This window comes from Thauera sp. ZXT1-4 (assembly GCF_052598215.2).
In genome coordinates this window covers 72791-83530 of the sequence record NZ_JBQWSN020000015.1, presented here as the reverse complement: position 1 = coordinate 83530, position 10740 = coordinate 72791, and the positions used below count along the sequence as shown (strand labels likewise).

13 protein-coding genes are annotated in these 10740 nt (G+C 57.3%); 5 read left to right on the top strand and 8 right to left on the bottom strand.

Annotation, left to right across the window (positions count from 1 at the left end):
• Window positions 1–205 precede the first annotated feature (205 nt).
• Window positions 206–715: a hypothetical protein gene (locus ACUH78_RS12775; RefSeq protein WP_445333629.1), complete on the bottom strand. Its 510-nt coding sequence runs from the start codon at window positions 713–715 to the stop codon at window positions 206–208.
• Between ACUH78_RS12775 and ACUH78_RS12770 the strand changes: the two genes are divergently transcribed.
• The 3 genes from ACUH78_RS12770 to ACUH78_RS12760 all read left to right on the top strand — a co-directional run bounded on the left by ACUH78_RS12770 (window position 680) and on the right by ACUH78_RS12760 (window position 4536).
• A complete protein-coding gene (locus tag ACUH78_RS12770) occupies window positions 680–1681 on the top strand; it encodes a ParM/StbA family protein (protein WP_445333628.1) in 1002 nt (333 codons plus the stop codon). The two genes, ACUH78_RS12775 and ACUH78_RS12770, sit on opposite strands and share 36 nt — an antisense overlap.
• A 13-nt stretch (window positions 1682–1694) precedes the next feature.
• The gene (locus ACUH78_RS12765; protein ID WP_445333627.1) at window positions 1695–2018 is read left to right on the top strand and encodes a plasmid segregation protein ParR; all 324 of its coding nucleotides are present in this window, start codon (window positions 1695–1697) and stop codon (window positions 2016–2018) included.
• A 547-nt stretch (window positions 2019–2565) separates the two neighbouring features.
• A complete protein-coding gene (locus ACUH78_RS12760; protein ID WP_445333626.1) occupies window positions 2566–4536 on the top strand; it encodes a helicase-related protein in 1971 nt (656 codons plus the stop codon).
• On the opposite strand, the gene ACUH78_RS12755 is transcribed toward ACUH78_RS12760, so the two are convergent.
• The gene (locus ACUH78_RS12755; RefSeq protein ID WP_445333625.1) at window positions 4533–6545 is read right to left on the bottom strand and encodes a DEAD/DEAH box helicase; all 2013 of its coding nucleotides are present in this window, start codon (window positions 6543–6545) and stop codon (window positions 4533–4535) included. The genes ACUH78_RS12760 and ACUH78_RS12755 overlap by 4 nt on opposite strands.
• A gap of 65 nt (window positions 6546–6610) precedes the next feature.
• Here ACUH78_RS12755 and ACUH78_RS12750 point away from each other — a divergent pair, with 65 nt between their 5' ends.
• Together ACUH78_RS12750 and ACUH78_RS12745 are read left to right on the top strand one after the other, a co-directional pair.
• Window positions 6611–6847, top strand: a complete 237-nt coding sequence (locus ACUH78_RS12750; protein ID WP_445333624.1) for a hypothetical protein — start codon at window positions 6611–6613, stop codon at window positions 6845–6847.
• Between the two features lie 134 nt (window positions 6848–6981).
• A complete protein-coding gene (locus ACUH78_RS12745) occupies window positions 6982–7203 on the top strand; it encodes a hypothetical protein (RefSeq protein ID WP_445333623.1) in 222 nt (73 codons plus the stop codon).
• On the opposite strand, the gene ACUH78_RS12740 is transcribed toward ACUH78_RS12745, so the two are convergent.
• The 6 genes from ACUH78_RS12740 to ACUH78_RS12715 form a co-directional block, all read right to left on the bottom strand.
• Complete coding sequence (locus ACUH78_RS12740) at window positions 7174–7464, bottom strand: hypothetical protein (RefSeq protein WP_445333622.1); 291 nt, start codon at window positions 7462–7464, stop codon at window positions 7174–7176. The genes ACUH78_RS12745 and ACUH78_RS12740 overlap by 30 nt on opposite strands.
• Window positions 7465–7614: 150 nt before the next feature.
• Window positions 7615–7791 carry a hypothetical protein gene (locus ACUH78_RS12735; RefSeq protein ID WP_445333621.1) on the bottom strand — a complete coding sequence of 59 codons (177 nt, stop codon included), beginning with the start codon at window positions 7789–7791 and terminating at the stop codon, window positions 7615–7617.
• A gap of 792 nt (window positions 7792–8583) precedes the next feature.
• Window positions 8584–8748, bottom strand: a complete 165-nt coding sequence (locus tag ACUH78_RS12730) for a hypothetical protein (protein ID WP_445333620.1) — start codon at window positions 8746–8748, stop codon at window positions 8584–8586.
• Window positions 8749–8874: 126 nt separating this feature from the next.
• Window positions 8875–9237: a hypothetical protein gene (locus ACUH78_RS12725; RefSeq protein WP_445333619.1), complete on the bottom strand. Its 363-nt coding sequence runs from the start codon at window positions 9235–9237 to the stop codon at window positions 8875–8877.
• Between the two features lie 89 nt (window positions 9238–9326).
• Complete coding sequence (locus tag ACUH78_RS12720) at window positions 9327–9755, bottom strand: hypothetical protein (protein ID WP_445333618.1); 429 nt, start codon at window positions 9753–9755, stop codon at window positions 9327–9329.
• An 11-nt stretch (window positions 9756–9766) separates the two neighbouring features.
• Window positions 9767–10708: a DUF3150 domain-containing protein gene (locus ACUH78_RS12715; RefSeq protein ID WP_445333617.1), complete on the bottom strand. Its 942-nt coding sequence runs from the start codon at window positions 10706–10708 to the stop codon at window positions 9767–9769.
• Window positions 10709–10740 lie beyond the last annotated feature (32 nt).

Here is a 10740-nt window from a genome sequence, read left to right as displayed (position 1 = left end):
GGGGGAGTGACCCGGAATTAACGCCTCATCATCCGGCCGAATTGACTTGGCTTTGCAGGGTCTCGCGGCATAGGTATATACAGCTTTGCCATACCTTCAGGCGCAGTGAAAACCGGGCTAAATCCTGACTTTGGATGTCTTGTGGCGCAGGTTTATACCATTCACTGCTTATCGCGGCACAGTATACGCCATACACCCAACAGCTTCACGGCTTGTCGCGTTCTGGCTTAGAAGCACGATCCGCAGCCACCAAGGCGCCCTCTGGTGGGGCCAAAGCCGACCGGCTGGCGGGTGCTCTCGGCTTCTCCAGCACACCCGCGCGGCTCTCTTTTCTTCCACCTTTCGCCCACCCGAGCTCTCCGGGCAGGGCCGCCGCACCCCGAAAACCTCCGTTCAAATTGAATCGAAAGCGATGCAATTTGACATGCTTTGTGTGTCTGTTAGAGTTGCCTGAGCTGCTTTCGCCAGGTCGATGCAAGCAAAACTGCATCCAGAACTGCATCCAGAACTGCATCCAGAACTGAGCACAGAACTGCATCCAGAACTGGGCACAGCAAATAAAAAACTGGGCACAGAACTGGGTACAGCAAACTAAAAGCTGCATGCAGATCTGCATCCAGAACTGGGCACAGATCTGGATGCGGCGCGAGACGCACAAACCATCGCTAAGGAAAAAATAATGCAACGAACAATCATCGGCCTCGATATCGGCCACAGCTCCGTCAAGGTGGTAGCCGCCTCCTCATCCGGCCGCCACCAGTTTATTTTTCCGTCGGTGGCAATCCCGGCCTTTGCCATTTCCGATGAAGGCGAAGCGCGGATCGCCGCAACGGAAACAGTCACCGTAGGGCAGCGGAAGTTCTTCGTTGGTGAGACGGCGCTCGTCCAATCATGCGGCCAGCCGCCTGCTCTGGGACTCACAAACGACTGGATCGAAACGCCAGAGCACAGCGCACTAATCGCCGGTGCAACAAAAAAACTCGAACGCCTGGGTCTCGACCTTCGCAACTGCCTGGTAGTGACCGGCCTCCCCTCCGCTCTCCACACCCACCAAAAAGCCAGAATGCGCGAGGTGGTTCGGCAGCAAATTCAGGCCGAAGTGCTTGTTGCTCCGCAGCCGTTCGGACCCCTCCAGACCTTGATGCTGACCCCTGCCGGGACCCTTTCGAGCGCCCACGATATGCGCGAAGAAAACTGGGCCGTGGTCGAAATCGGCCATTTCACCACGGACTTCCTGCTGATCCAGTCCGGCCGGATTGTCGAGAAGGCCTCAGGGTCATGCGGTGGTGTCAGGCTCGCCGTCGAGCACATGCAGCGACTTCTCAACCAGGAGAACATCCAGGTCGATCACTTCGAAGCCGAGCAAGCGCTGCGGGAGCGCCGCATCAAGTATTTCGGCAAGGCGCTCGATGTGACCGAATACGCGAAACAGGCAATCAGCCTCATCGCGTCCGAAGTGATGGACACTGCCTCTCGCGTCCTCGACCCCGTCGCCCGCAAGCTCGACGGCATCCTCATCGCAGGCGGCGGAGCTCCAGTCATCTTCCCCGAGCTGTCCCTGAAATGGCCTCACGCCACGATCGCCAACGAGCCTCGCATGGCCATCGCTGAAGGTTTCTGTCGTTTCGGCATGAGCATTTCAGCCAAGACCCAAGGCGCGAAAGAGCCGGCCGCAGCCTGACAGATTACGCACGATGCCCGAGATTCCATACCCGCCCCAGAAAGACAGCCTGCGTCTCACGCTGTACCTGAACAGAAAGAAGCATGCGGAACTGTTCGAGTTTCTGGTCGCACTGCCCGACGGGACGATGCCGACCTTTGTTCGGGATGTACTTGAGAAGTACATCCAGTCGGGCGGATTTTCCTCTCCCTTGCCGCAGCAAAACCGAACACGTGAAGGTGATGCTCTGCTGCCATCCACCACTCCAATCGAGGTGGCGCAATCAAAAGCTCACGCCCTCGAGCTGCGCGCTAATACTGACCCCGGGAAGCCTTACCCACAACACTGGAGTTCGTGATGGCTGCTAATCGCAACGCCGGTAAAACAGAAATCCGGAACCGCTACATCCTCTATCTGAACAAGAGCAAGCACGCCGACCTGTGTAATTTCCTGGACTCTCTACCTAACGGTAGCGTGTCAAATTTTCTCCAAGAAGCCGTTCGAACCTACCTCCTGACCGGGGTACATCCCGGAGCAACGAAGCATCTCGCAGCCGAGTCGGTACCGCCGATTCGAAGAACCCGTCGCAAAACAACAGAACAGCCCCTGACCGCGCCCGTTACCGTAACGACAAACGCTCGGAAATCAGTGCAGACCGCTGCTGCTCAACCAGCCCCGGAACCCGTGCCTTACTCCCCAGCCTCTGCCGTAACTACACCGACCCAACCCGCCCAGGCAGCCGTTGCTTATTCGCCACCACCCGGACCCGTTGCCCCACCTCAACCCGCCCCGGATAGCGTACCGACAGTCACTACAGCCCCGGCTCAACAGATGCATCCCGGCGCAGATCCACAACCACCGAGCGCGGACGACCTTCTCACAGAACTCCTCGCCAATTTCTAGCCATGCCCACCGCGCCCGCCCCCTCCGACAAGAAAGAAGCACCGCCCACCTGGAAGCGGATGGGACTGACCACACCCGAAGAGCTACTGCTATGGGCCCCGCACGGGTACCTCGACTTTTCGACGCCGCACTACGCGTTCCCCGAGGCCAACACAGGCAAGCGTCTCTTCGCTTGCCTCGTAAACGGGCATCGGATGTTCGACAAGGATGGCTTCCCGACGAACTCGATGCGTCAAGCGCGTCGCCTGGTGATCAGCGTGAAGGACCATTGGGGCAACGCTGCTGAAATCCCGGTTTTCGGCAACGTCTGGGACTGGAAGGATGCGATCCAGCAGCAGGAGCTCTACCTCTACGCCGAGACCGACTTCTTCAACAAAACGCTGCAGATTCGGAAAGCCTTGACCATCGACCCCTCGCAACTGGGGTCGATCGTGGCCCTCTACAAGGGCATCCCCGGGCGACTGAAGGCCCAGACCGTCAGCGCAGCGATATCGGAAAACCTAACCCTGCTCGAGAAAGCCGGCAAGCTGCTGCTGCAAAAATGCCGCCTATCGCTCGCCGAGTTCGAGCGACTCACCGGCTATCCAACACCGCACGCGTTGCTCCTCGCACTGCACGCACCGAACTCTGTCCGAGAGGGCGAAGAAGCACTGGCCATCACCCGCGAGCTGTGCGTGCAGTCCATTGTGAAGGCCGCTCAAGCAAACAAGATCACGCGCAACGTCCCGGCCTCGTCGATCCCGATCCAAGATGACGTGGTTGCAAGACTTCTCTCTGCCCTGCCCTACACCTTAACCAAAGATCAGCAGACGGCCATCCGAGAGATCGTGGCCGACCTTCGTAGCGCACGACCGATGAACCGCCTTCTGGCCGGCGACGTAGGTACGGGCAAAACGCTCGTTTTCCTGATTCCCTTGGTTGCGGCTCATCTGGCCGGCGCCAGAGTCGCAGTGATGACCGCCAACCAGTTGCTGGTCGAACAAGCCTTGCGCGAGCTGGCCGAGTATTTTCCGGACGTGCCGACATTTCAGGTCAAGCCAGGAACGAAGGATCTGCCCAACGCAATCCTGATCGGGACAACATCCGTGATCGGAGCACTCGCTCGCGCTAAGGGCATGCTCGATTTTGTCGTAACCGACGAACAGCACAAGTTTGCCGTGAGCCAGAAGCAGTCGTTGATGGACGAGCACACGAACCTGCTCGAAGCAACGGCGACCGCGATCCCCCGGACGCTGGCCGTGGTTCAGTTCGGAGGCATGGACGTCTCGCTGTTGCGAGAATGTCCGGTCCAGAAGGACATCGCCTCCCGCATTGTTCTGTCCACCGAGAAGGACCGCCTGCTGGACTTCATCAAGAAGGTCGCGGCAGCAGGCCGGCAAACGGCGATCGTCTATGCCGCTGTGAACGCAGGATCGGAAGGCAAGAGCATCGAGGACAACGCGGCGAAGTGGCAAAAGCACTTCCCCGGTCAGGTCGCGATCGCCCACGGGCAGATGCCTGCGGATGAAAAGCAAGAAGCACTGCGCCAGATGCGCGATAAGGAAAAGCTGATCCTCGTATCGTCAACCGTCATCGAGGTGGGCATCACGCTGCCCTCGCTAGCATGCCTGATCGTAGTGAACGCCGAACGCTTCGGTGTCGCGCAGCTCCACCAGTTGCGGGGCCGCGTGTCCAGGCACGGTGGGCGGGGATACTTCTTCCTGTACCTGCCGCAACCAGTGACCGATGACGACGAAGAGGATGCGACCTACGGCAAGACGGCCGCCGAGCGTACGATGAAGCGCCTTCAACTTCTGGTCGACCACAGCAACGGTTTCGATCTGGCTGAGAAAGATGCTGAGTTGCGCGGCCTGGGCGACCTCACCTCGACCGGCTCCAGCCAGCACGGAAAGACGACGTTCCTGTTCCCAAACCTGAAGGTCGGCGTCCACGAACTCAAGAAGGCGCTGCTGATCGCCGGCCTGGACGCCTAAGCCAACGCTGCGGCCTTCCTGCCGCCCTTCACCATCTCGGCCACCTTGCGGATCGCAGCCCGCTCGGCCTCTTCGGGATCGAGCACATCCTCAACGATCTCGGCCTTGCCTGAAATCAGTTCCCGGATCGCCGCGTCGATCGTCCCTTCGAAGATCGGAACCTCGACTCGGACACGGCGCGTCTGGCCCAGTCGGTTGCAGCGGTCTTCGGCCTGCTCCTGCGTGGCCGGTGTCCACGGCTGCGAGGCAATATAGACGTGGTTTGCACGCCAGAGATCGACGCCTTCGGCCAGCACCCCGTATGAGCCAACGATACCTTTGACCGTATCGTCGTTCTGAACGCTGTCGAGAATTTCCTGCCGCTTTGCATCGGACAGGATATCGCCGGTGAGCACCACGAAACGCCCTTTGCCCAGGCTTGAAAGGTATTCTGCGTGAGCGTGGGCATCCTCGGTGTAGTTCACAAAGACGACCATCTTCTCGTCCTTGGCCACCTCCTTCTTGAGGTACTTGCCCGCTTCCTTGATGCAGGCCTCCTGGAGGAAGCGGCGAGTGCTGTGCAGAACGCCAAAGGTCGACGTCCCGTTGTTAAGCGCTTCCTGATAAGCCTGTTCCATTTTCCGCGGCATCGGAATCGACCGATAGTTGCGGTCTTTGCCCGGAACCTTGCCCCGCAGAACCTGGTGCTTGCTGCGCCGGATCATCCAGTTTTCTCGAATCGCTACGTTGAGTGCGGATCGAAACTCTCTCGAGCCCGCGAAGCGACTCACGAAATCGGGCAGTTCCATGCGGCCCAATGGATGACCAGTGATTTTCAAGAGCGCGAAAATTTCAGACTCTCGATTCAAGATGGGCGTGGCGGTGAGCATGTACCGGACAGGGATCGATGCCGCCATCGCCATGACCGACTGCGTTCTCAGCGCTGTTTCCGACTTGAGCTTGTGCGCCTCATCGACGATCAGGACGCAAGCTCGCTCGCCAATCTCCTGCCATTTCGCGGCCTGCTCATAGTTGAGGATCGCCCACTGGGCATCCGACGACAGCTGTGTGCCCTCGACAACCTCGATCTTTTCGTCTGGGTAAACCGCCAGAATCTCCCGCTGCCACTTGTAACGAACGGACTTGGGCACGACCAGGATCACCAGCTTTCGCTCGTGATGCGCCTTCACCGCGTAGGCAGCCAGGATCGCCTGCCGCGTCTTTCCAACACCCATGTCGTCAGCGTTGAGCGCCCCTGTCCGTGTGGCCATGAAAACCGCGCCGGTCATTTGATAATCGTGAGCCGCACCTTGGGGGATACACGACAGCACATCGGATTCGGTCAGCCCCGTTTCCGCGACATTTCCGAGCTCCGGGACAACAAGGCCGTGATCGCCCTCGCCCTCCTCGCCCGAGCCCGTCTCGTCCCTATCAAATTGAGGAAACGGGATCGGCGCAGCACCCAGGTTCGACAGCAAATGCACGTCCTGGACCGTGAATCGCCCTGGATGCACCAGAATGCTGTCCTCATCGTAGCCAGCCTCGCGCTCAAGCGTCGTCACCAGCATCGGCATCGAAACATCACGAAGGTGCCAGCCGTTCGCCTCCTTGAGCCATCGCCCGCCCATGTCCTTGAAGGTCTTGACCGCGCAGGCGTGGAACTTCGATCCGATCACGACACACTCGTGCTCGCCGACCGGATAGATCGTCTGCGTAATCCCGTGCCCGAACGCGCCGGGGTTGAGCTCGGCGGCTGCCAGCGCCTCGAAGAATTCCTCGCGGACAGCCGGAAGCGCCAGGCCGACCGCCCGCGCGACCGTCGACACAAGCACCTCGAACGGCTCCGCGTTGTCGATCACAGAACGATGGAAGCGCCAGTACCGGCGATACGGATGGTCTGCATCGTGGACGTAGAACGGGCGCACTTCACCACGCTTGATGGCTGTCGCGATCTTTCCATCGTGATAATGGAACAGCAGCCCGTACTCGGCGCCGTCGAAAACTGCCTTCTGAAGCACCTGCCAAGCCATCGGTGATTTCTCCCTGCTTTGACCGCATTTCTCCCTCACAAACAGCAACTCCAGGGAGACTCAAAGTGGATCAAGTTCTTTTCAAAAGGTGGTTCGGGCTTGCCCGAATGTATTGGCGTGATGCACAAGGCTCTGGCCTGCCTCATGTTTCTCAGTTGCGGTGCTATCTGGCCGCATCGGACCGAATTGGCGTTCCGAAGCAGATTGCCCAAGCGCTGTTCGAGAGCGGACTGGACGAAAGGAGGCAACCGAACGCACGGTTTTTCGAGTTAGCCGATCTACTCGACGCTTCGCGCACCTGACAACCCCGAACCCGGTAGTCCCAACCTTGTGGACACCGGGTTTTCTATGCTGCGGCAAAACTGGACTGATTGTCTCTTGGGCGTAAAATGATGCTGTGAAAGATTCTCTTGCTGCCAACATAACGAGGTTCGACATGGGCACAATCCGCGGTTTCTCCAGCTCCCATAGCGAATCTGTTCTGCAAGGGCTGTTGATTGAAGCCCGACAGAAAGCCGACGAGAAGCCGCTGTGGGCCGCGTTTGCCAGCATCCTGGAAGACGATCTCGAGACTGCCGATGAAATTCTCGATCAGTTCCGGCCGAAGCCTGAGCAGCCCGCCTCGCATTCAAATGTTTTCCCCTTGCGCCGCGGGTAGCGCGGGCTCCATGCGCAACCTTGCGTAGTTCACCCATTTTTTCGCAAGAACGTACTCGTTCTTGCGCAGAAACCCGCCAAGTAGGCGCGCATAGGCCAGCGTGTGCAGCATCGGCAGGAGCAAGTACCCCGTCGACCCAACTTCTGCCTGCTGAGGCGCCGTCTCAAGATCGACGTACTCGATGTCATTGAAGTCGTCGTCCGCAACCAGGGCAGCCTTCAACTCCGGGCTCCAGTCGTACATCTTTCGCTTTTCCATCATCCTTCCTCCAACGAAAATTGACAAACAGCCCAAAACGAGATAGGGCACTTAAATAATACAACGAGAATCTGTTTTGATTCAAAGAGGCGTAAATGAAAAAACCCCCAAGACCTTGAGAAACTCAAGGACTTGGGGGTTGAGGACAGTTTGTTAGGCGAACTTCCACCTTTCAAACTCATGATGCCGCTCTCGGTCAATCGAGGAGCGCTTCAGTTCAAACAGCGCCTTGGTAGCCGCTGCTTTCAACTCTTCGTCACCTTGCTCGGTGGCGAACTGGAGCACGTCGCGCAAACGTGCCTCCTTCTGCTGAATCTCTACTTCAGACATGAACATGATCTCCGCCGGTGTCACTCGGCAAAGGTGAGTTGCGCGGTAGTGACACACCCGAAGCGGCCAACTTCGAGCTACCAGCGCAGCAAACCAACAAGTCTGCACATCGGTCATGCAAGAAGCCGCGTAGGAAAAACCAAGAACCAGAACACCCATCAGCCCGTTCAGCTACCAAGCGACTTTTACCATCCAGCAGAAAACATCTCTCCTTGCAGTCTTAACCATAAGGAGAATTGACTATGCATACATCAAAGGAGAAAGTAGTCCTTAAGCGGATCAAGGAGATGCTGGACAAGGTAGCCGCTGTTGTGGCCATGCTTGCTCTTGGGGCATTTGCGAAGAACACGCCAGAGGCGTTTGTATGGGGCGCAGTTGGACTATTCGTAGCCGCTGTGCTCTGGGGGGTTGCGACCTGGGTCGCTACCGAAGTAGACAGTGAAGGTCGATAAGTCGGCCAAAGGACAAAGTAAATGGATTTACTGCCTGCACTTCAAGCCGCCATTGTGGTTGCTGTTGTTGCAGCGGCAAGTTCTATCGCCGTTGTTCTGAAAATCAAGTCCTCTCACCAGGACTGACACCAACCCTTCATTTCTTTTCTAGAATTGAAGGGTTTTTTCTTGCGCTCAAATCATGGACCCCATCCCACCACTCATCGCCGCAATCATTTTTGGTCTTATTCTTGCAGCTGCTGTTTCAGTTTTCATTTTCCTAAAACGCAAAAAAATTCGAAAAAAAACCCGCACTCAATGAGTACGGGCAAAGGCGGAACGGGCGTAAGAGGAGAAATGGTTACATTGCGGCGCTGCCTGTTCTTGACTGTATGGCCAGCTCGACATTGGCCAAGGCAATTTTGAGGCGCTGAACGAGATCAGCGTCACCCGTTTCATGAGCGAGGCTGGCAAGGTCAGCAAGCAGGAACCGTTTTCTGAAGAGCGATTTGAGATCGTTTTCCATGTTGAGATGCTCCTGAAGATCCTATTGATAATGCTGAGATGCGGTGGAGGACATAGTAAATGTCCTTCCTCCAGGTGCTCTGAAGGAAGGACTATGCCCAGCCAGATTGATGGCTAATGATTTTCATCACGCTGCGATACGCAGGCTTTTGCCACAAAACTGGCTTTGAACCACCCCTTTTGTAGGTAATTTCAATACATGCTGACGGTAATGCTTGCCGGCAATTTGAATGGACGGACGCTGCGCAAGCTTGCGGCGAACAACAACAGGGTCGGCGCCGAGCAAGTCACAAACGAAGGCAAATGAACCTCTTGATCGATCCTTGAGGCTCGTATAGAAAATCCATTCAATCGCCTCCAGCCCTTCTTGAATAAGAGGGGTGGATTTGGCAGTGAAGCCGCGTGCAATGTGATCACCGCAACGCTCAGCATCAGCAATAGAAACACTCAGGAGTTCGATCCAGAGTGCAGCAAAACTACGTTCGTTCATGATCCTCTCCTTGCTAGTGGGTCTGCAGGGAGGTAATGCGGTCAGCAAAATAGTAAAAAAGGCCGCCTCGGAAGAGGACGGCCTTTGGGTTAAAACCAGGACTCCGATGTGTTGACAACAACCGGCCCTTCGAACGTTCGAGGCTGCGGCCTCCTTGAAGACACCCCTTCGAGCGTAAGCTCGCACCGGTATCCCTGCCTCTTTCTGAACGTACGAAGCACGTCAGCGTGTTCAAGGTCGATGGTGACAGAACCTCCGTGTGAAGACTGATGCATCCGCTTCATCGCCTGTGAGAGCGCCTGAAGAGAGGTCAGGTCCGCATCATGGAGCACGCCAAGATCAAGATAGCCATTGCTGAGCTTGTCCTGGATCGTTTTCCAGAGATCCGCAGTGACCGATTTTTCGACCAGGACATTACCAATGGAGCCGAACACCACAACGTCCCCACGGACACCGCCCGCCCACACCTTCGGAAGTCGCTTGCCTGGATTTGGGTGAAACAAGACATGAAAATCCATGCCAGTCACCGTCAGAACCAAGACTCAACGTCTTCGTCGGGAGACACACGCTCCACAGACTCCGCCGAACTAGCCATGTCTGCGAGGGACACTACGACGGCCTCACCGGGAGCCGAGGGCACAGCGCTCTCCGGTCCCTCTTGATCCGGTAAAAGATCGGTCGGCTTGACGAACAGATCCTCGCCAAGATTCTCTCCTTCGGCCAACAGCCGCACAGGATCTTGGAGGAACGCAATCACCACCCCGATGTTCAGGGCTTCCTCACCCCGATAAGGCCCGTCAGGAGGCAGTCGGCTTAACAATCCGTCGACCAACCCTGGAACAGCAGCCAAGGACGGATGAAGAAAACCAAACGACCCTGCTTTCTTGGCAACCCGCCGAATCACATTCAGGGTGTCTCGGGTGTAGCGATGACCACTTCCGAGTGAATCCCTGAGGTCCTGGGCCATCTCGGAAGCAACCTGCCCGGGCAGCGAGTCGAGCTCGCGCTCAAGCCCCGTTTCCCGAATCTCCTCTGGCAGCTGATAGAGCACGCATGACGCACGCAGAACCTCACGCACCGCAGTCTCTACAGGCGCTGCGCCGCGGATGTCTTCCGCATCGAGAGGGTGCGCGATGCATTGAGCATCAACCAGATCCCGATACTCTGCACAAAAAGCCACCGCAGCGTCCTCGTACTGCTGCACCAGTCGCTTGAACTCTTCATCGGCCGCATCTGCACGATCAAGAGGGACCAGCCAAGCGCCCAAGGCGTCCAGCTTCGTACCGTACTTTCTGGCGCAAGTGAACATCTCGCGCTTGAGCCGCTGAAACGGATTCAGTTTCTTCGGATTGAACAGCACAACCCCCTTCTTCTCTACCTTGGCCCCCTCGCGGAGGGTTGAGATTTCCCGGACAGCGGAGAGCTGCCTGGCGCTGTAGTTGAGCAAAACGCAACTTTTCAGGACTTCCATGATGATTTCTCCTTGATTGAGACTGCGCAGAG

Excerpts from the sequence above, each read along its gene's own strand:
- ACUH78_RS12770 (WP_445333628.1), top strand. The coding sequence starts at position 680 with ATGCAACGAACAATCATCGGCCTCGATATCGGCCACAGCTCCGTCAAG.
- ACUH78_RS12765 (WP_445333627.1), top strand. The coding sequence starts at position 1,695 with ATGCCCGAGATTCCATACCCGCCCCAGAAAGACAGCCTGCGTCTCACG.
- ACUH78_RS12760 (WP_445333626.1), top strand. The coding sequence starts at position 2,566 with ATGCCCACCGCGCCCGCCCCCTCCGACAAGAAAGAAGCACCGCCCACC.
- ACUH78_RS12755 (WP_445333625.1), bottom strand. The coding sequence starts at position 6,545 with ATGGCTTGGCAGGTGCTTCAGAAGGCAGTTTTCGACGGCGCCGAGTAC.
- ACUH78_RS12745 (WP_445333623.1), top strand. The coding sequence starts at position 6,982 with ATGGGCACAATCCGCGGTTTCTCCAGCTCCCATAGCGAATCTGTTCTG.
- ACUH78_RS12740 (WP_445333622.1), bottom strand. The coding sequence starts at position 7,464 with ATGATGGAAAAGCGAAAGATGTACGACTGGAGCCCGGAGTTGAAGGCT.
- ACUH78_RS12735 (WP_445333621.1), bottom strand. The coding sequence starts at position 7,791 with ATGTCTGAAGTAGAGATTCAGCAGAAGGAGGCACGTTTGCGCGACGTG.
- ACUH78_RS12730 (WP_445333620.1), bottom strand. The coding sequence starts at position 8,748 with ATGGAAAACGATCTCAAATCGCTCTTCAGAAAACGGTTCCTGCTTGCT.
- ACUH78_RS12725 (WP_445333619.1), bottom strand. The coding sequence starts at position 9,237 with ATGAACGAACGTAGTTTTGCTGCACTCTGGATCGAACTCCTGAGTGTT.
- ACUH78_RS12720 (WP_445333618.1), bottom strand. The coding sequence starts at position 9,755 with ATGGATTTTCATGTCTTGTTTCACCCAAATCCAGGCAAGCGACTTCCG.
- ACUH78_RS12715 (WP_445333617.1), bottom strand. The coding sequence starts at position 10,708 with ATGGAAGTCCTGAAAAGTTGCGTTTTGCTCAACTACAGCGCCAGGCAG.